Here is an 18,759-nt window from a genome sequence, read left to right as displayed (position 1 = left end):
CGTTTGCTGAAAGGTCGCATCGATTGACAACAGACGGACATCCAGCGGTCACGGAGTACAACTTTGGGATCATCTTAGACATTGCCAATGCGTTTTCCAATCGACCGGCCAATTTCCCTAGGATGGGAAGTCGCCTTTCGGTCAGGTGCATTCGTGTGCCCGTCTCACTAAAGTGGCAATCGTTGTTGACTCGATTCTCGTATCTGCAAATTGGTGGCTAATCGTGATCGTCCGTCCAAAGACAACCTGGTTTCGCCTCCTGTTTTCTTTGCAGGGGAGTATTCTCGTCAAAACTTGGAAACGGATTCTCTTCGTGACGGTCCTTTCCTGCCTGGTGACGTATTGGTTCTGGGTACGCCCCGGCCAAGAATTGAGCCTAACACCCCTTCCCTTCCAACTGATCGCAGTCGCGTTGGGGATTTTTCTCGGTTTTCGCAATAACGAAGCGTATGACCGGTTTTGGGAAGGTCGACAGTTGTGGGGACGGATGGTCAACGTCTCGCGAAGCTTCGCTCGACAAGTGACGATGTTAGTCGATCCACTTCGCGAACATGACGAGACGGAGCTTGCGGCATTCCGTCAGGATGTGATCCGCCGCACCATTGCCTATGTTCACGCGTTTCGTCATCGACTCCGGGATAGCGATCCGTATCCGGAGCTCGAAGGGTACTTAACGCCGGAGGAACTCACCGCGCTTCGTGGGCATACAAATGTGCCCATCGGGATCCTGCAAAACATCGGTGAACGCTTGCGGCTGGCTTATCGGAATCGCTGGATCAGCGAATTCCATTTGCCGATTTTGGAAGCCAGTCTGACAGAAATGACGTCGGTGCAAGGTGGTTGCGAGCGAATCAAAGCGACGCCGATACCCTTTGCCTATACAGTGCTCATCCACCGAATTGTCGCGGCGTACTGCTTCGCACTTCCATTCGGCATTTACGACAGCGTGCATCAACTGACGCCAGTGGTTACGTTTTTGATCGCGTATGCATTCTTTGGGCTAGATGCCATTGGGGAAGAGATCGAAGAACCGTTCGGAATGGATGCGAACGACTTGTCTCTGAACGCGATTTGTCGCACCATTGAAATTGATCTTCGGCAGATCCTTGCGGAAGACGATGTGCCGTCTCCGTGGACTGCCGAAGATGCTGTGCTGACGTGATCGGTTTGCGAGTCGACCTCGCGACTCACTTAGAATCCAACCGGAATCCATTGTTGCCCCTGCGGAGCCTGCATCGTCGCCGTCGGTTGGGCTTGTCCGCCTTCCATTGGCATCGGTTGGGTGTTCATCGGCATTGGATTCATGGGCATCGGATTCATCGGCATCGGTTGGATGTTTCGATTGTCCATTGGTGTGGGCATCTGTTGACTCGGAACCGGATGCGGTGCCGGAGCAAACTGCGATGGAACGGAATCTTGAGGCATTTGGAATTGATCCGGCATCGTGGGCATTGGTTCCTCATAATACTCGGTCATTTCCGGTTGAAAGATTTCTGGATAGGAAGGAACCGGTGCACTCGGGATTTCGCTCGGGCCACAATCTCCGGTTGGACAGCCTCCTCCGTAATTCATGACTGGCGGCGACGAGAAAACTTGTGGTGCCATTGCCGTCTGCGATGGAATCATTTGGGTCGTGATGGGGGTGCCGATGGACGGTGGGGCCATGGCGGTCTGCCCGCTCGAAATGCCGGCAACTGGTTGGGACGAAACGATCTGACCCTGCACGAACCCCGTTGGAATCGTTCCGCGAAACACACCGGGCGTCAGACCACCACCGCCGGGAATCACTGGGGGAGCACACATCCCGGTCGAACAAGGAGTTGGTGGGCAAGGTGTGGGAGGACAAACGGTCCCCGGTGTGCACGTTGGTGGCAACGGAATCGGTGACAGCGGTCTGCAAACTGGTGCACCAACCGGGCCACAAGCCGGGACGATCGGCATCATTGGACGGGGCTGAGCACATTGCATCGGAGGCAATCCCGCCGGTGTAACCACACAGGCTCCGTCACCGCATGAGAACAGCTTCTCTAACAAGCAGTCGTCATCATCGCAGTCTTTTCGACACGTAATGCCACCGCCATAATACGCTTGAAGACAACCGAGTTCTCCGGTGTGAAGGCAAGAACAGCCTGCGGAAACAGCCGTTAGCAACAGTCCAAGTTGTAATTGCAAAATGCGTTTCATTGTTCATCCCTGACGAACGCACGAAGTGCGATAGAACGCGACAACATCCCATCGGGAATGCGACGCTTGAATGTTTTTTCCTCGCTACAGGAAGAATCGTCCAGGAAGCTGGGTCAACTTTAACGCTCCGGCCCAAAAATTCGGATTTTTTCACTCTTTCACGCCGGTTTGACTGAAGACTTGATGTGTTAAGCATTTATGATGACCGGAAAATTCGCGCCCGAAGTGGACTTTTGGCGGATTGGCTTGCAAACTTTCTCCAGCGACTCAATGATTGCTCTCTTTTCTCACGGATGGCAAATGATCGAGACATTCCAATATCGCATTCAACCCGCAATCATCGAGTTGCACGAGACGTTGGTTGCACAGATGTCCGATTGCTCGCTCGCCGACGCACTCGGCAGCGAACTGAATCATCTTCGTGGCGACGGAACTGGTCGCTCAATCGTGTTGCTGTCGGTGATGAACGATGTCCTGCGGATGAACGAAATCGCGTTGGGCTCGAACCCCAGTCAACATCGGCAAGTTCTCGACGCAATTCTTCCGTTCTGCCAATCGGCTGCCAAAACGTTCGCAGCGAAAGGGCTCGACCATTATCAGCCATACGCCGAATTAGAATTGGATTCGATCGAGGAGTTCCTCGCGTTTTACCGATCATCACGGCTGCCGTTCACGGGGGAATCGCCCGTGACGCAATGGAGCGGCCTGCAAATCTGCCGAAACGTCGCACTCCACACCAATGATGTCAGTGTCGTCGACGCCTATGAGGGGCTGATCGAGACCGTTATCGAGTTCTGGGAGGAAAACGGCCTCCCACATAGCAACTCGTCGGAAATCGCGGCGTTGAACGAGTTTCTGAGCGATAGCTGCGAAGACATTCGCGACGATCTCGGAGAGGTTCCGTCACCCAGCGGGAAAACGTCGCACGAATTCCGAGATATTGACTCGGAACGGAGCCGACTCGTTGCCTGGCAAGAAAAGCTCAAACGGCAACAAAACGAGATCGCCGCTGTGCGAGCGAATCTGCATAATCAATATGCCGAGCTACGGAACCGCGAAAATCAGTTGCAGGAGATTCAGAAACAGCTCGCCACAGAGCGAATGCAACTCAAGGAACAAGCCGCTCGGCTACAAGCCGACAGAGAACGCTTGGCAATCGATCAATCTGCATTGGCGATTCAACGTCAGAAAGTCGAAGAGAAGCAGGAACTCTTCGATAAACAAGCGGGCACGTCTATTAGTCGTTCGATTGAAAGTGAACGGGCCGCATTGTGGAAAGATCGCGAGGAATTGGCTCTCGAACGGGATCGCCTAGCAGCAGAAAAATCCCAATTGGAGCAAGATCGCGAAGCATTCGAGCGCGAGCGATTCGAGCAATCGCACCGAGAATCGACCGTTGCGGAATCATCGACTGCCAAAAAATCGAATGGTTTGACCAGCGATTCGAGCATTGAGGAAGCCGATGAAATTGCTGAACTGGATTTCGTATCGATCCTGACATCCGCTGCGCAAATTGGTGATTTGTCAACCGTTCAATCCACACTCGACCGGCTGCCTGAGGAGTCGTGCGATGATCTGCATTGGGGCAACCGGGAATCCAACAACGCCGTGCTCGCTGCGACGGTTGGCAACGATGCCGAAAAATTCGATTCCATCGTCACACTATTGGCCAGCACCTGCCCCGATTGCGTCCGGTCTGTCTTTTCCACCCTCCTGCAGATCTTGCGTGACGTCAGTTCACCGCCATCGGCGCGTCGTCGAAGTGCGATTGCGATCGGGTGTCTCGGATCAGACGCGAACCACGCAATTTCAGCCCTCTTTGGAGTCCTCGAAAGTGAGGACCGTTCCGTTTCGCTCGCCGCGAGTGAAGCAATTGCCAAGATTGACCTCGCGACGGTAGAAACAGAAGCGATACCGTATCTCACGACGATCCTGCAGCAATCAGGATCAGCGTCGCAGAGTCAGGTATGGACGGCTAATCTGTACGCCGCCCGTGCTGACTTATATCGCCTGAGCAATCAACCCCGTCGAGCCTTGGACGATTACGAAGAGAGTTTGAAACATCGTCCGAATGCGTCTCAACGGGACGTGAGATTTTGTGAGGAAATGCGAGACGTGTTGAAAAATTTGACAGTCGACACGAAACGGACGGCTCGAACTTGACACCAAAGCGAACCCCTGATACGTTTCGGTTCTCCAGTGAAGGGACAACGTCCCACCCAAACGGGGGATTAGCTCAGTTGGGAGAGCGTCTGGCTGGCAGCCAGAAGGTCAGGGGTTCAAGTCCCCTATCCTCCACTTTGTCACCTTGTGACACTTGGCGACAAACTATGCCTAAGTCCTTGCTTTCGTTAGGACTTGGGCTTTTTTCTTGCGCGGATGCAGTGCCATCCGCTGCCACCTGTTGCCCCTCAGAGACGCCCGAAATGCAGCGCATTTGCAGCGCGGGTAGATTCTCAATCGCTCGGGCCTGGTCCGCCAAACCGATATGGGTGTAACGCATCGTCATTTTGACATCGGAGTGGCGAGCCAGCTTTTGGGCTTCCGGCAAAGTGGCACCATTGCGGAGCAATTCTGTGATGTGAGTGTGACGACCGGCGGCATGAAAGTCGGCAATTCCCTGATCGGTCTCATACGGAATGCCGACACGTTCGAGATCTTTCTTGACCATTAACCAGGTTTTCCGTCTTGCTAGCTTCGGAAACAAAGGGCCGTCGATTTCGCTGAGCCAATCCTTCAAGAGTGGCACCAAATCGGAGTGAAGTGGCAGCGTGTCCTTTTTTCGATGCTTTGAGCTTGCAGCCGCCACGGTCAACGTGGGTGGATTTCCGTCGAGATCGAAGGAATCTTTGGTCAGGCTCCCGAGTTCTTTCCTTCGCAGGCCCGTCATGTATGCCAGGATGTAAATCCGCGCTCGCGTTTCACCATCGAAGCATTGGATTTTCTTCTCAGATGAACGAGCCGAATTGACCAATTTAGCGAATTCCTCGCTCGACAATGCTCGCCGTTGATGCCGGACATCAACCTGCTCATTCACCCTCTCGATCGCCAATAACGGATTGCTCAGCGACCTTCCGGTTGCCACACACCAATTGAGAAAGGTCTGGACTGTTTGCAGATAGTGATTGGAGGTTCGCGGCCCAAGTCCGGCCTGCCGTCGTGCGCGCAGGTAGGTCTCGATGGGTTCAGGTTTGAAGTCGGCGAGCTTCTCGAAGCCACATCCTTCGATCACTTTGTTCAAACGTCCTCTGACATGCAGAATATACTGCGACGAGCATTCGGAAATACTTTCCTCGAATGCGGCGACGTGCGAAGCCAAGGGAGCATTGCGTTGCTCGCTGTACTTTTCGGCTTCGACGTCGATCAGACCGCTTCGCCTGAGTCGTGCATCGTGTTCTAGTCGGGCAGCCAGTTGCTCGCTCAACCCTTTGTCCGTGAAGCCTTTGACAGTTTTCCGCTCACCAACGTGATCCAAATATTGGATCGTGTACGGCGTGCCTTTTTTGCGGTTCCGTTTGAAAATGGAAGCCATCAGTCGTTCCTCAGGTTCGGTTGGTTTTCGGACAGCCTTGTTCGATCCATGCTTGGACGACTTGCCGGGACCATCGCACGCTGCCACCGAGACGGATGGCGGGCGGGAGTTGGCCTTGGCTGCGTAGTCGCCAGAGGGTTCGCGTGGAGATGTTCAAGATATCAGCGAGTTGGTCCGCTGTGATCATTTTCAGGACCGGCTCCGAGGAGGCAACCGGCGGATTCGAGTCAGTCATCAAATTTCTCCGATTCAATTTAGATGGCGATAATTGTCCCCAAAACGGTGTGGATGGTTGGGTTTGTCCCCGCATAAACGGTAGTAGGTCAGGAATCGCGGGATTCCGCCGAAAACACGAAAACCCTACGCATAATCGGTACCCCTAACCTGCGCATGAACGGTACCCCCATCCTTTAGACTCCCTTTAGAAAGAATCCTGTAGAGGGTCCGGCAGGACTGTGGACAACACGATCGTTTTCGGCTGAGATGGACAAAACGAGCTTTCAATCGATTCGCATTCAGGGGGAACAAGCGGACGACTCCGAGACCCAGATTTCGAGTTCCGAGAAATCGGCAACAAGTTTTTGTCTCCAAGTCCGCTTTCGAGTCCCAAGGGCAAACTTTTGATGTTCATCCGCTCAAAACTTCATTGCATCATCTGAGTAATGATGTTTTTCTTCATGGCTTCATCGGCTCATCAACCCCTTGGTAGCAATGATGCGATCTACCGGTCTTCATATGAGTTGGTTTGACCCAATGTGATCCGTCCGTCCGGTGTCCGCTGAAACTGCGGGGCGGCGAGAGTTTCCTGGAATCGCAACGAAAACCCACTCAGGCTTTTCCCGCCGTCCTCCCGCAACGTCTCTTTGGCCAATTCTTCGAGTTCCATCTCGCTCAGACTGCCATTGTCGCTGAGCAATCCGGTGAGGATCGTGCGGACGTCCTCCTGAGTCGCACACGGTTTCCTCGAGCGGCTGGCTTTGCGTTTGCCGCCGCCGAGGGCTTTGAGCGCCGCCCGGATCCGGGTGGATTGTTCCTGAACAGCCGCCAATTCCTCCTTGAGTTGTTGGGCTTGCTCTTCGAGCGGTGCCAATTGCTCGGTCAGGGTTTGTTCGATGTCGGCAATCGTCAAGTCCATAGTTCTTGGTTCCTTAGAATGCCATTGGGACGGTGAGAGCAATTCGCTGTTCACCGAGTCGGGTTCTGTCTCGCGGAGGTGCGTCAATTACGGGTTATTCCGCATCCACTGCGGACACAGACGACCGCCATGCGGTCTAGCGATCCAAATCCTGTTCGTGTTCCCGCCATTGATTGAAGCGTTCGGTCATCCGCTCGTCGAAGTCGTCGCGGTCGGGCTCCGGTTCATCGAGATACTGCTGGTACTCCGCGCCCGCTCCCGGCACTTCATCGACGGATCGCAAGTCACGGAAATCGTCTTCGGCGGTCCGCTCGTGTTGTTGGGCCTCGCGGATCGCCTGCTGGGTTTCGGCATCCAATTCCTGCTGCACGTCGATTTCAATCGTGCCAAAGGGCGTGGGAGCCATCACCCGGTTGGGATCATGCACCGGCCGTGGTGGATCGAAATTCAACTCGTCCAGGTCCTCACGATCGGGATTTTGTTCGATTTGCTGCGCAGCATCCGGTTCGGATGGCGGTTGCTGATCGCGAAACGCGTCGCCCATGTGAGGAGCGTTCGGAAAATCGGGGGAAGCCATGTCGGTGACCTTTCAACGAAGAAAACAAAACGGACGTGTGATTAGAATTCATCCACTAGGTCGGCCAACGGCAGACCTCGGAGCCGGAGCCCTTCCTTGGTCTTGATCGGTTTGTGAGCCAGCCGTTCGAGCCGCATTGGCTGACCGGCGTACGGCAGGCAATACTGCAGGGGTGATGTCGGGTCCAATTCCCGCTTGATGTCCTGCGGCGAGACCAACGGATATCGTCCCCGATGGTCCTCACGTTCGCCGAGTTGCTTACACAGTCTTTCGGCCGTGTCGGTATCCGTGACGCCGTAGTACCGTTCGGTAGAACTGCTGCAAATCTCATGGGCGGTTTGCTCGCCAACGGTTGTTACCAAGGCCGGGTAATTTTGGAGGTAAAGGTTCAATTTGATCCCGAAGCTCCGCAGCACCATTGAGCCGGAAGCGATCTCATCAATGCCTTTGCCGTACTGCCGGTACTCATCTCCGACAAAAATGATGGGTGTTTTGGGTCGGGGTTGGCTTTTGAGTAGACTCAAGGCGAGCGTAATGTGCGTTTGCATGTACGGTGTGGCTTCGTTCGGAGCCAGACTCGGTTGGATCAAAAACACCGAGAGCGGATGCTGCTCGTCCCCGAGTTCGCGATAGCTGAAGTCCGACGGCCGGGAGAGGTGCTCCCGCATCAGCATCACCCACCGCAGGGCGTTGCGAATTTCCGCATTGATGGCCCCAAACGCTTTTTCGCCAAGGTCATCGACGGCCGAGGCCCCGGCTTGGACGATGCCGCCCAGGGCGTTGATCTTTCGCATCGCCAGCATCGTGCGGCGGAAACGGTCGGGATCGCACCGGCCCTTGTCATCGATTCCGAGTAGCAGATCGGCCACATGTGGCAGTGTTTGCTTGGTCGGATCCTTCTCGGTGAGTTTGACGAAGCCGATGCCCGCGGCCAGCAACGCTCGTGTGGTGTTCTGCCAGAAAGGGTCCGAGGCTTTTTCATTGACCGGCACACTGGCAGTCGCAACTGCGAAGATCAGTGACGCGGCATTCGGATGCCGGATATCGATGTCCGAGAGAATATTATGGGCCGACAACCGACCGGCCTTGGCGTAGACCGATGAGCCTTCCGGGTCGAGCAACATCGACCGTCCGCGGGGAATGTGTTTCTTGACCTGCGTGATCCCCCGGACATCGACGCCGGGATTGCGGCCTCGGCCTTCGTTGCCGAAGGCAAATTGCGGATCCGATCGTCGTCCGATCAAGGCCTCCGCGATGTCGGTCTTCACACTGGCCGCGATCATGCTGCCGGAATGCAGGCAGCCGTTGACGATGATGTCGAACGATTTGCCGCCACCAGTGCAGCAAAAATGAATTTCCGAGACCGGACTATCGATCCAGATCGCGCGCGACCGGAGCGTCGACTCCGGCAAGGTGCGTCCGATGTATCGTGCCGACGAGAGATAACCCGCCGTCGGATGCATCTTGCTCTGCCAGGATGCGGACAACTTGCGAGCTTGATACGCACCGGCGAAGTCTTCGACCGGTTTGCCCCCACTCAAAAATTGCCGGATTACGAACGAGGTCGCTCGCAATCGCTCGATAACATCCGGCAATAAAAACACGAACAACCCGAGGGCCGCCGGAATGACCGCCGACCAGGGATATCGGGCCGTCAATCCGCAGAAATGCAAACAGCCGTAACCGATGGCGGTCAGTCCCACTCCCAGCATGCCGGCGAAGAGTTTGCGGTAGGCGTAGAACCGCAACAGCAGTCCCAAACCACGCAAACCCCGCCGGATGATCCCGATCACGACCAGGATCACCGCTCGCGCTGCCAATAAGGCGGCGAAGAACAAGCCGACCAGACCGAGCGTGCGGACCCGCGGATCGGAGGAATCCTGCGATCGCAGACTCAATCCACCGATGATCGCAGCCCATACGAGACTGCCAAATGCATCAGCGAATTCGGACGGCTTGTTCGACGAGGACATCAAATCACTCCCAAGTGAGACTGACCAACACCATCGGTCACGACAAATCACGGTCTAGAACACGACACGGTGCCAGTGCGAACTTTGAGCACGCGGGACGTCGCGAGGATTGGCATTCGGGTGCAAGCGAAATACACGTTCTTCCCGCCGTCCGTGCAGCACCCGGATGAACCGCACTGTGGCCGGCTTGCGACTGCTGTAGACGTGGACCCAGACCGTCAAATCCTGCCACCGATTGTGGTGGATCCGAGCCCACTCCCAATTCTGATAGTTCGAACCATCACCGGAGATCGTTCCGCTGCTGGTAACGTCACGGAACAACTGGCCGAAGCCGGTTTCCTTCTGCCGGTAATACAGTTCCTCGGATTCGCCACGGCTGCTGACATGCAGATCCAAGTCACAGCTGGGGTCCTCCGATTCCCAATTGATGGCCAAGCCAATCACGTCCTGATTGGATTCGGCGTCAGCCAGCACGGTTTCCACTTCGGTTCGCTCGGGTGCAGGCGGAGTAGGTTCGACGGGTGCCGGCTGAACTGGCGTCGGCGGTTCGGGCTGTGGCGGATCGACTTCGACAGTCAGTTTCCGTTCAGCCATCGGATCGGACTCACGATCCGATTGGACGGCGACAAACTTGACCCCCGGCTCTTCGCGTGACGGTGTCACGCTACCGGGGAACTGCGTGGTCCCAAAGTGGAAGGCGGTTTCCGCATCAGCGGTCATCCGCGTCAATTGACCGTTCCGCGTTTGCAGATACAGCCGGTTGAAACGCGTCACCGCATCCCGGTGGGCTGGGTCGTCGCCCCAGTCGGTCGTCGCCGACAGCCAGCTGATCTGAGTGCCGTTCGGGAAATTCGTGGCGTTGTTGAACGGCGAATGCTCGGCATTCAACGCCCCATCGGTGGGGACCATCCCGCCGGTCATCGACCAACCCTGTTGCCGGGGATCATCGTAAATCGGTGACCCAATCAAGACGACGCGGCTGGGAAACTCGGTCCGCCGTAGAGACCGCACGGTCGCGGCCACACTGGGCAATTGAATCTGACTGGAGCCGCGATTGGGCGAGGCCGAGAACAATGCCTTCAACTTGCGGGTCGCGGCTTTGACGCTTGAGTCGCGGAGCCGTGCGTTATGGTTTCCCTCCGGGATCACGAGCGAAGCGACCGGCCGATGGCTCGGAGTCGACACCAAGTGAATGACATCGCCCGGTTGGGCTCGGGCACTCAATAGGTCTTGGAATTGCTGGGCGGCCGACTGCAAAACCGGTTCGGGCAGACCGTCGGCCAGAAACAGGAACCACTCGGCGTGTCCCGTTGCTTCGGTCGCGTCGGGTGACTTTGTTGAGCAACCGCTGCCGAAACAGACGATCACGGCGAATAGCATTAAATTTCGTGTTTGCGTCTTCATGTGATGGATCTTTCAAGACAAAGGGTGAATTAGGAATCGAGCGGATCGAGCTGGACTTGAGCTCGTTTGGCATCCAACGTGTGTTGTTGATGTTGGAGTTCGCCCAGACACTCTTGGACGAACATTTGGCGTTCGCCCGCCAGTCGACGGAGCAGGGCCAGCATCTGTCCGCGAAGCACGTCCGTACCGAGCAACGCAGTTTCAAGTCGTTCCGCCTCCCAACGCGCATCGACGTATTCGGCGTTGGGTTGCGGCAGGTATTCGAAGAACGACATCAAAGAGTTTTTGACGAAGCTGGCGAGCATCGTGACCATGATCGCCAGCAGGATCATTTCGCCACCGAGCAAGGCCCACAGTGGTGGGACCCACGACTCGCCTCCGCTCGCGAACAAATCGACTTCACTGTGCATTTTGCCGATCACCCAGCTGAACAGACCGACGGTGCCCAGTGCGATCGGGGTGGCGATCTTGTTCAACGTCTGCGTGAACTTTCGCTTTCCATGCGGATTGAGGCTGCGTTCCAAGTACTTCAAAGCGATGAAGGGACCAGCGACGATTGGAAACGTGAAGCACAACGCTCCAAACGGATCGTTCTCGAACCCCAATCCCGAGCTTGTGACCAAGAACACGGAGTTCTTGAACTCCGCCGCGAACCCGAACAGAAACAACACTAAGCAGGCCGCGAGGATCGTCGCATGCACAATCTTGGTGAGCTTGTGCAGATGATTGTCACGGACGCTGAGCACGCGATCGGTCCGTGGCTTGGTATCCCGCCCATCGACCTCTCGGGCGAGTCGATACCGCAGATCCCCGCCGTACTTCTTGCTGAATCTCACAACCTGCTTGGCCATTTCACGTCGATTACTACGACAGGGTTCACTGGCAAAGACGGCCAACGCATGTTGTTTAACGGCTTCAGCTGCTCCCTCATGTCCAACCAGCTTGCGGATCGCTTGCCGATCCACCACCAACGGTCGCAACTCGGCATGGAAGTAGGCGCGGGCGTCATCGGTCAACCTCTGCGCCTGGGGAACCTCCTCTGCATACTGCGGTTCGAACAAGGTTTCCGGTGGTGTGGCCAAGTCTGGGCTCGGCCACAGATCAGTGGGTTGGTCTATCGCCTGATCGGGTAGATGTCGACCATTCCCGTTCGAGTGAGACGTCGTCATTCGAAGTGTCTCCTGAGTTTGGCCAGATTCTTTTCAAAGTCTGGCGATGGCGAAACGAAACGTGAGACCGCAGCTAATCTGCCGCCTCCAAAGTCGATCTGGTGAAATGCCCGGCTATCGGGCGAACGACTCAATCGGCTGCTGAGCCTGAGACACGATCGTCAGCGGACGATTGGGTTTGGGTGGTGGCAGCCCCGGCTTGGGGGGCGTCCACTCCAATGGCATCGGGGGCAAGACAACGTCCCCACACAGTGGTGATAGCGACGGCAGCATCGGCGTCGCCCGTTCATCGGGCGGCTGCATGGTGCGTAGCCCATTTTTAGTAGTGAAACTCATGATTGGCTCCTAGTTTTGTGGCGTGTCCCGCGCGGGCTCACAGTTGAGTCCTGCAATGCGATCCACTCAGGGGTATGGCTGCATTGACAAGCGTTGTCCCGACACCATTTGTCAGAGATCTCAAGACAGCAGAAGACGAACGCACGGGTCGTCTTGGCGGTTCCGCATGCGTATCATTTTGAAGGCACGGCTCAGGTATTCTTTGGAGGTCCGCCGTCCCCGCAAATCACCGGATTAACTGCGAACAGAAGAAGTCCGCACGTTCCTGACGATGGACGAGAACCAAAAACTCAGAGACGACGCAATGGCGGCAACTGGGTATTGAAGTACTCTTGCACCCCCCAACCGAGCTTTGGAACCCACAGATCATCATGGTGTGAGTTCTTTTCAAAGATTTGATCCGGCGGTATATCTGACTCCTGATCAAGAGTTCCCTGGAACTCACGTGCCGTTGGCTCGTTAGCCAACCTTCCATTGACTGGATCTTTCATCGTTCTCTCCTGACCAACATTGAACGTCCCGGTGTTGCGTAAGGATGCACCAGTCCTTGATGCACCAACCAAGTGCTTGACCTCACGGCGTTGCGTGAGACCCAATGGAAATGATGGCCGAGAGCGTGCATGACGAAGTCGTGCAGTCACAATGCTGAAGCTGAACATGACGACTTCGAAACGGCACTCGTAGTCGCACTCCCGATATCACTCTTGGATGGGACCGAGCCAAAAGGGGCAAGAAGATTGGCTGGATCGACTCGTTTTCGGACAATTCGAGAGTGAAGAGAAACAACTACCCCGCTAGGGCCAAAGGAGCTCGGAATAACCAAGCGGCAAAAGAACGGTCAATTCGGCCAATGCGCGTGAGTCGTCAATGCTTGCTTCGTCAATTTCCACCAAACCACGATCGTCGTGTTGATCTTCCGCATTGGCGATCAACACAAGACTTCTTGGACCTTCTCGACAATAACGCAATCGCATGCGTAACTTGTTTGCTCAAGAGCATGGTGTAAAATGTTCACGTCAATGCAATGTGGTTGCCAATACACGAACGCCATTGCTAATTATTTTCGATAATTCGAAAATAATATTGCCCCAACCGGTTTCCTTTCCTCCTTACTGAGAGACGGAGTTTTTTTGTAACAAGCTCGTCAATTCGTTTCTCAGTGATCGGGAGATCAAAAGATGGACTCACTCGAAAAAAAATGGGCTGAATATTTCAACGATCTGCTAGAGATCGTTCTCCGTTCTCGCTGGATCGAGCGATGTGGCAGAGGATCCGCGGAGGACGTCGTACAAAGCGCGATAAATAGCGCACTCAACAAAGAAGATTTTCCACCCCTGAATGACCAGAACAAGGTCTACAATTTCCTGAAGGGACATCTTGAACGCAAAATCAACGAGTACAAGAAGCATTATCAGACTGGAGACGGGCGGACGCTCCGGATGTCACAGATTTCCTCGGAGAACGAAAAACTTCTCTTTGACCTGATTGAATGCGTTCGAGAAGCATCACCGGATGACAATTTTGAGACTCCTCCGAAGGGATTCGAAGGGGCACTTTCCCATGAGGCGGTCGAAAAATGTATGGAATGGATTCGTCACATCAGTGAAACTTACTTCAATGACCGACAGCGAGCAGTCCTTGAGCTGCGGCTTGATGGAGTAAACATCGAGGAGTCGGCGCGAGTATTGGGAATATCGTACTATCAAGCAAGGTACGATTACCGACAAGTCTACAAAGAGCTGCAGAACAGAATGACCTAATGTCCGGAAAGTATTGCTCACCGCTTTCATCTTTGCCAGTGGCGGCACAACGCGCCATTGAAGAAGCCGCGCTTGCCTACAATCGCGGCTTCGAATCATATAAATGGCGAAATTTGGATGAAGTTTTTGACGAGTATTGCACTAAGAATCCACTCGCGACTACCGCCGAAAAAGAGGCGCTGCTTGTTGAACTGCTGCAAGTCGAGCTCAAAAAGCCGATACCCTTTGGGAAACCAAATGGTCTTTTGTTGACCCTAAATGAACTCAAGGATTCCTACCCTACGCTACAGACACAAATAGAAAAGGCTTATGAGAAACTACCTAACGAAATGCGGCTACTAAATGTCATTGGGCGATACCGGGTACTCGAACATATTGGCTGCGGTGGGCAAGCAAATGTCGTGCGCGCCAGAACAGACGATCCAGCGTCCGAAGATGTGGCTATAAAATACGCAGTGCGACCTGCCCAGCAAGCTTCTCTACTCCATAACGAGGGCTGGATACTGGAAAAACTGAAGGCTTGCGAACATCCAAACATCATTGAATTTCACGGACGCGAAACTCGCCAGAATTTTCAGATCCAGTATGTCGTATTTCCACTATTGCCCGGAAAACCGCTCGCTGCGATTTCAAACCTCGGTGTAAACGAAGTTCTTGAAATCGCCGTTCAGATTTCCTCGGCGATTGCATGTGTTCATTCCAAGCACTGCCTGCATTGTGACATATCGACGGGGAACATACGAATTACAACGGGCATAGAAACGCAAAAACCAACTGCGATCTTACTGGATTTCGGTTATGCCACAAGAACGACCAATAGCAATTCCCTGCGTCCAGAAGGCTACACGTTAGGCAAGACTGACCACTTCATGGCTCCAGAACAAAGTACCGGAGACCAGATAGTCAGCGAGCAAACTGACATATTCCAGCTTGGCGCGGTACTCGGATGGTGTGTGACCGGTGGAGTGTATGCCAAGGATTACGAAAACTTTCGCAAGTCGGTTAGACAATCACACACATTCCCGAAAGCTCTTCGAGCTGCTGTTCTCAAAGCCACAGAGAGGAATCCGGACGAGCGTTTTCGAACTGCGTCTGAGATGCATCTGCAGTTCGTCCGATGCAGGCATCAAAACCATCCACGGAAGCAGGTTTTTCGAAGTGCGTTGGCGCTAATTCTGGTATCTCTTTTTTCGCTACAATACATTTATTTCGGCAACTTGAGCTTTAAGTCTAGTAAAAAGGAGGTGTCGCCCAAAACATCTAGCAAAGGAAACTCAAGTAAACTGGCGACAGATGTTCCTATCCCGAAAGAGGAACCAATTGAACGGGAAATTTCAGAATCTATCGAATCGGAGAACTCGGACGTCCGGGCTTCTCTCGCTGAGCCAATAAAAAAATCGAATGTTGAAGCCCTTGAAAAGAACCCACAAGTTCCGTTGGAGTCATGGAAATCTGATTCAAATTATCCATCGATCATATTTGATCCTGACAGACGGGATCAGGCGTTCCTAGAATTTTTCTCGCGATCAGCCACTGGACCATCCCGGCTCAAACCCGATCAAAACGAAGCAGAGACGGTTGATAAGACAATCGAAGGGGAAAACGTACGCACGCTACTTCCGAACCACTCGTATTCGTTTGCTGCACCCGTAACGGGCGTTGAGATCTTTCCAAACGGAAAAAACCTCCTTGTATATACGAAACGGAACGAGATTTTTTGCATTAATATCTCTACAGGAGATCGCGTTTTCGAAATCCCAAATCCCGATGATAAAGTTGGCAAACTGCTGGTTTCTCCTAATAGTCAACGTATCCTCTGCCATATCACGGAACACAACGAATATGGACGCCCGGAGTGGCACTATGATCTGCTTGACGCAGCCTCAGGCGAACCCATCCGAAACTCCGTGCCCCTCAAGACATCTGCGCAATTCACACCGCAGAGCGATCTCATTTACTACGCGAACCGCACAGACGGTAGTTTTACAGAGAGGCCACTGGATCGTTTTCCCAATGAACTTTTCGATGGAATGACTGGGGAAGCACTCTCCGGCCCGAACGATAGCGGATTGTTCTTGGGTTCTTGCGGCGACAGAGAATACCTCTCATTCGAGGAAAACTCCCAGACTGTCTTTCTTCGCGAAGCGACATTGGGTGATGATCCAGTCAAGGCTTCTTACGAACTTGGAATGAAACTCACAGAGGGCAAAGTCGCCGATCAGGGAAATCGAGTTTTACTGTACTCCAAAGATGAATTGAAGGTCGTGGTACTGGATATCCCCTCGTTGAAACCTATTTATACTGCCTATTCTGAGCAAGGGTACCAGGTCAGATGCCCCAATATCTCTTGGGACGGAAAGCGTGCTTTAGTCGACCCTGGCACAATCAGGGGTGGCTATTTATTGGTTGACCTCGAACACAATACGACGTTTCGAAGTCTTTCAAAAGATAAATTCTTCCTTGCTTTTCCTATTCTACGAGGACGCGATTTCGGCGGAACTGACGTCCACACTATCTATCTTAACCGAGATAGTTTTGATGACGAGGGGAATTTGTCATCAGATAGCAGGTGGCGTAAACTTTCGGATTTGCAGAAAAAAGCAGAGCAGCTATATGCCCCAATGGGTGGCTCATATTACGTGACTCAGCAAGAAGCAAGTTACCTTCAGTTTAGAGGAATCCGTCCACACGTACAGTTTTTTCACTTTCCCAGTCGAAACGTGTATAAATTGGAATTCCCCGAACGTGCTGACTGTTCTTATTGGCGAATTGCGCCTAATGGGAGAACGATTGCTGCTGTGTGCGAAGATGGAGCAGCAAAAGTTTGGGTTTTGCCTGACGATGGCAGTGATACTGCCAAGTTGGAGAAGTAGTACCATAATCTATTTTGGTCCTTCGATTGGAGGCATTCCCTTGTTCTTTATATAATCCTCCGGGTTCAAGGCATCGGGAAGTGTATCTCGCATCAACTCTGCCAAGTCGGCTTGCAGCAAATGACGATGGAGGTACTCTCGCCGGGTTTCTAGCGAGAGTACAGATGTTATTTTGTCGTCAGAGCGCATTGCATGTAAGGCTTCTGCAAGTGCACCAGCACGCCGCAGTGACTTTCCTGCCATGGCTAGTAGATTTCCAGCTTCAGCAGGATCTTCCACCCAAATGTGAGAGAGCCTATCCATGAGACGCTTCTGGCTAGAAATGAGTTCATCCTCATAGTGCTCTATGCTTGCCCCGAGAGGGCTCAACGGGTCATACTCCTCATTTAGAAACTGCCAAGTAACTAGCGTCATATGATTTAATCTCTCATAGATTTCTTCGATGAGAGTTTGGCGAGCTCGATCTGCGATTGAAACGGGGTTGCGATCACGGTCTGCAATTCCTCCGTCTCCTTTGTTTGCCGATTTCGGAATGGCAAACCTATTTACGACCTGACCCCAAATCCGTTTGAGCATGTAACCTCCTGTTAGAATAATGACACAGAAAGTGTGCATGCGCAAACTTTCGGGTCACTCTGCTAACAAACGGCTTGGTATGAAAACGAGTATCCGTAGACTTGTGCTGCATACCGAATGGCCCGAAGGCTAGGGGTTCATCTGATCGCCTGAATCCTAAGATCAAGTTCACTCAAACCCTGATGTTTCACGAGTGCTTGGACCGGCGATCCGTAGTGGCAGGCCGCAAGAAAACGTGGCATGCTGCCTTGATGGAATTCAGAACCGGCCATCGTGATCATTGCTCTGGGGAGGCCATATCGCGACGCCTTCCTCGGGCCACCATCTATTTGCTGCTCTCGGCCCGCACCGGGCAGGTCTACCTCGGAACCACCACCGATCTCCGGCGGAGACTTCGAGAACACAATGCGGTCGAGAATCACGGCTGGACGCGATCCGGGCAACCTTGGCGACTCTTGGCGGTGCGGTGTTATCTCGATCGGCAGTCGGCCCGCTTGGTCGAACGGCAGATGAAGCGATCGAAGTTCGATAAGTCGAACTGGATTCGGGCGGAGAGAACGCGGCTGCGGAAGCTCTGCCGGATTCACGGACTTCGACATCCCCTCGCTTGAATGTGGTCTTCTTCTTTGTCACGGCATGTGGCTGGAGGCTCCACTTGAAGGGAAACCCGCGGCGGTTTCTCCTTCAAACTTCCTCTTCCGAACCTGAAGGAGGCGTCTGCTGCTGGGTCCTTTGAGTGTGCGCCTCCGGGGGAAGGGCCGCGTCCGGCTGCGGCTCCCACCTGGCGCCCTGCGGGACGCTCCGCTCCCTCCTGACGTCGGTCGCTCCGCGTCCGATTTCTGCCGCCTCGTGCGTCAGAAATCGGCGCCGGCGGTGTGAGGCTCCCCCTTCCCCGCTCCGGCTATCAGGGAACCAAACCCAGAAGCAGAGGGCTTCGGACTCAACCAATTCTCAAACACACAGGAGTGTTCTCTCATGCCGGAATCGAATTCGAACGGCCAACGAGTGCGATCGGAACAAGAACGACTGCGTCGTCGCGTCAAGATCGCGGCCCAAATTGCCTGCCTCGAACAGTATCGAGAGGCGTTAACCCAGCCCGAGCAACCGGCGGTGAATAACACGTCATCGACCAACAAGAACGAGGGGACCACAGCCAAGTAAATCGACCCTCGAATTCCTCAACTCACAAAGACGGCCGGGCGGTGCGCGAACACCGACCCGGCCTTTTCCATTCCCAGTC

17 protein-coding genes, 1 tRNA gene and 1 pseudogene are annotated in these 18,759 nt (G+C 54.0%); 7 read left to right on the top strand and 12 right to left on the bottom strand.

What is annotated here, in order from left to right:
• Positions 1 to 172 precede the first annotated feature (172 nt).
• A complete protein-coding gene (locus AC5DDB_RS01930; protein WP_491737976.1) occupies positions 173 to 1,162 on the top strand; it encodes a bestrophin family protein in 990 nt (329 codons plus the stop codon).
• 29 nt (positions 1,163 to 1,191) lie between these two features.
• Here the strand turns inward: AC5DDB_RS01930 and AC5DDB_RS01925 are convergent, their stop codons facing one another.
• Positions 1,192 to 2,184: a hypothetical protein gene (locus AC5DDB_RS01925; RefSeq protein ID WP_491737975.1), complete on the bottom strand. Its 993-nt coding sequence runs from the start codon at positions 2,182 to 2,184 to the stop codon at positions 1,192 to 1,194.
• A gap of 300 nt (positions 2,185 to 2,484) precedes the next feature.
• Here AC5DDB_RS01925 and AC5DDB_RS01920 point away from each other — a divergent pair, with 300 nt between their 5' ends.
• Together AC5DDB_RS01920 and AC5DDB_RS01915 are read left to right on the top strand one after the other, a co-directional pair.
• Complete coding sequence (locus AC5DDB_RS01920; RefSeq protein ID WP_491737974.1) at positions 2,485 to 4,347, top strand: HEAT repeat domain-containing protein; 1,863 nt, start codon at positions 2,485 to 2,487, stop codon at positions 4,345 to 4,347.
• 62 nt (positions 4,348 to 4,409) lie between these two features.
• A tRNA-Ala gene (locus AC5DDB_RS01915) sits at positions 4,410 to 4,482 on the top strand.
• Between the two features lie 247 nt (positions 4,483 to 4,729).
• Here AC5DDB_RS01915 and AC5DDB_RS01910 read toward each other — a convergent pair.
• From AC5DDB_RS01910 to AC5DDB_RS01865, 10 genes and pseudogenes are all read right to left on the bottom strand, one after another.
• Positions 4,730 to 5,716: pseudogene (locus AC5DDB_RS01910) on the bottom strand (tyrosine-type recombinase/integrase); the annotation flags it as partial.
• A gap of 10 nt (positions 5,717 to 5,726) precedes the next feature.
• Positions 5,727 to 5,951: a helix-turn-helix transcriptional regulator gene (locus tag AC5DDB_RS01905; protein WP_491737973.1), complete on the bottom strand. Its 225-nt coding sequence runs from the start codon at positions 5,949 to 5,951 to the stop codon at positions 5,727 to 5,729.
• 486 nt (positions 5,952 to 6,437) lie between these two features.
• A complete protein-coding gene (locus AC5DDB_RS01900; RefSeq protein ID WP_491737972.1) occupies positions 6,438 to 6,851 on the bottom strand; it encodes a hypothetical protein in 414 nt (137 codons plus the stop codon).
• A gap of 136 nt (positions 6,852 to 6,987) precedes the next feature.
• Positions 6,988 to 7,428 (bottom strand): hypothetical protein, encoded by a 441-nt coding sequence (locus tag AC5DDB_RS01895; protein WP_491737971.1) that lies wholly within the window; start codon positions 7,426 to 7,428, stop codon positions 6,988 to 6,990.
• Between the two features lie 41 nt (positions 7,429 to 7,469).
• A complete protein-coding gene (locus AC5DDB_RS01890; protein ID WP_491737970.1) occupies positions 7,470 to 9,401 on the bottom strand; it encodes a type IV secretory system conjugative DNA transfer family protein in 1,932 nt (643 codons plus the stop codon).
• Between the two features lie 54 nt (positions 9,402 to 9,455).
• Positions 9,456 to 10,805, bottom strand: a complete 1,350-nt coding sequence (locus AC5DDB_RS01885) for a hypothetical protein (protein WP_491737969.1) — start codon at positions 10,803 to 10,805, stop codon at positions 9,456 to 9,458.
• Between the two features lie 29 nt (positions 10,806 to 10,834).
• On the bottom strand, positions 10,835 to 11,974 hold the full coding sequence (locus AC5DDB_RS01880) for a hypothetical protein (RefSeq protein WP_491737968.1): 1,140 nt from the start codon (positions 11,972 to 11,974) through the stop codon (positions 10,835 to 10,837).
• A gap of 114 nt (positions 11,975 to 12,088) precedes the next feature.
• Entirely contained in the window at positions 12,089 to 12,310 is a 222-nt protein-coding gene (locus tag AC5DDB_RS01875; RefSeq protein WP_491737967.1) for a hypothetical protein, read from the bottom strand.
• Between the two features lie 290 nt (positions 12,311 to 12,600).
• The gene (locus AC5DDB_RS01870) at positions 12,601 to 12,801 is read right to left on the bottom strand and encodes a hypothetical protein (protein ID WP_491737966.1); all 201 of its coding nucleotides are present in this window, start codon (positions 12,799 to 12,801) and stop codon (positions 12,601 to 12,603) included.
• Between the two features lie 303 nt (positions 12,802 to 13,104).
• Positions 13,105 to 13,284, bottom strand: coding sequence for a hypothetical protein (locus AC5DDB_RS01865; protein WP_491737965.1), 180 nt, complete (start codon positions 13,282 to 13,284; stop codon positions 13,105 to 13,107).
• 204 nt (positions 13,285 to 13,488) lie between these two features.
• On the opposite strand from AC5DDB_RS01865, the gene AC5DDB_RS01860 reads away from it, so the two are divergent.
• A complete protein-coding gene (locus AC5DDB_RS01860; protein ID WP_491737964.1) occupies positions 13,489 to 14,070 on the top strand; it encodes a sigma-70 RNA polymerase sigma factor region 4 domain-containing protein in 582 nt (193 codons plus the stop codon).
• Entirely contained in the window at positions 14,070 to 16,943 is a 2,874-nt protein-coding gene (locus tag AC5DDB_RS01855; RefSeq protein ID WP_491737963.1) for a serine/threonine protein kinase, read from the top strand. The genes AC5DDB_RS01860 and AC5DDB_RS01855 overlap by 1 nt, the downstream gene beginning before the upstream one ends.
• A 9-nt stretch (positions 16,944 to 16,952) precedes the next feature.
• Here AC5DDB_RS01855 and AC5DDB_RS01850 read toward each other — a convergent pair whose 3' ends face one another.
• On the bottom strand, positions 16,953 to 17,519 hold the full coding sequence (locus tag AC5DDB_RS01850) for a hypothetical protein (protein WP_491737962.1): 567 nt from the start codon (positions 17,517 to 17,519) through the stop codon (positions 16,953 to 16,955).
• A 251-nt stretch (positions 17,520 to 17,770) separates the two neighbouring features.
• Here AC5DDB_RS01850 and AC5DDB_RS01845 point away from each other — a divergent pair, with 251 nt between their 5' ends.
• Positions 17,771 to 18,130 (top strand): GIY-YIG nuclease family protein, encoded by a 360-nt coding sequence (locus AC5DDB_RS01845; RefSeq protein WP_491737961.1) that lies wholly within the window; start codon positions 17,771 to 17,773, stop codon positions 18,128 to 18,130.
• Between the two features lie 364 nt (positions 18,131 to 18,494).
• Positions 18,495 to 18,680 (top strand): hypothetical protein, encoded by a 186-nt coding sequence (locus AC5DDB_RS01840; protein WP_491737960.1) that lies wholly within the window; start codon positions 18,495 to 18,497, stop codon positions 18,678 to 18,680.
• Positions 18,681 to 18,759 lie beyond the last annotated feature (79 nt).

The sequence above is a fragment of the Thalassoroseus sp. genome (assembly GCF_984380535.1).
The sequence above is the reverse complement of the archived record's forward strand: the minus strand, read 5'-3'. Positions and strand labels throughout refer to the sequence as shown.

What these genes read in the sequence shown, in the direction of transcription:
- AC5DDB_RS01925 (WP_491737975.1), bottom strand. Translation starts at nt 2,184, where the DNA reads ATGAAACGCATTTTGCAATTACAACTTGGACTGTTGCTAACGGCTGTT.
- AC5DDB_RS01920 (WP_491737974.1), top strand. Translation starts at nt 2,485, where the DNA reads ATGATCGAGACATTCCAATATCGCATTCAACCCGCAATCATCGAGTTG.
- AC5DDB_RS01905 (WP_491737973.1), bottom strand. Translation starts at nt 5,951, where the DNA reads ATGACTGACTCGAATCCGCCGGTTGCCTCCTCGGAGCCGGTCCTGAAA.
- AC5DDB_RS01900 (WP_491737972.1), bottom strand. Translation starts at nt 6,851, where the DNA reads ATGGACTTGACGATTGCCGACATCGAACAAACCCTGACCGAGCAATTG.
- AC5DDB_RS01895 (WP_491737971.1), bottom strand. Translation starts at nt 7,428, where the DNA reads ATGGCTTCCCCCGATTTTCCGAACGCTCCTCACATGGGCGACGCGTTT.
- AC5DDB_RS01890 (WP_491737970.1), bottom strand. Translation starts at nt 9,401, where the DNA reads ATGTCCTCGTCGAACAAGCCGTCCGAATTCGCTGATGCATTTGGCAGT.
- AC5DDB_RS01885 (WP_491737969.1), bottom strand. Translation starts at nt 10,805, where the DNA reads ATGAAGACGCAAACACGAAATTTAATGCTATTCGCCGTGATCGTCTGT.
- AC5DDB_RS01880 (WP_491737968.1), bottom strand. Translation starts at nt 11,974, where the DNA reads ATGACGACGTCTCACTCGAACGGGAATGGTCGACATCTACCCGATCAG.
- AC5DDB_RS01875 (WP_491737967.1), bottom strand. Translation starts at nt 12,310, where the DNA reads ATGAGTTTCACTACTAAAAATGGGCTACGCACCATGCAGCCGCCCGAT.
- AC5DDB_RS01870 (WP_491737966.1), bottom strand. Translation starts at nt 12,801, where the DNA reads ATGAAAGATCCAGTCAATGGAAGGTTGGCTAACGAGCCAACGGCACGT.
- AC5DDB_RS01865 (WP_491737965.1), bottom strand. Translation starts at nt 13,284, where the DNA reads ATGCGATTGCGTTATTGTCGAGAAGGTCCAAGAAGTCTTGTGTTGATC.
- AC5DDB_RS01860 (WP_491737964.1), top strand. Translation starts at nt 13,489, where the DNA reads ATGGACTCACTCGAAAAAAAATGGGCTGAATATTTCAACGATCTGCTA.
- AC5DDB_RS01855 (WP_491737963.1), top strand. Translation starts at nt 14,070, where the DNA reads ATGTCCGGAAAGTATTGCTCACCGCTTTCATCTTTGCCAGTGGCGGCA.
- AC5DDB_RS01850 (WP_491737962.1), bottom strand. Translation starts at nt 17,519, where the DNA reads ATGCTCAAACGGATTTGGGGTCAGGTCGTAAATAGGTTTGCCATTCCG.
- AC5DDB_RS01845 (WP_491737961.1), top strand. Translation starts at nt 17,771, where the DNA reads ATGGAATTCAGAACCGGCCATCGTGATCATTGCTCTGGGGAGGCCATA.
- AC5DDB_RS01840 (WP_491737960.1), top strand. Translation starts at nt 18,495, where the DNA reads ATGCCGGAATCGAATTCGAACGGCCAACGAGTGCGATCGGAACAAGAA.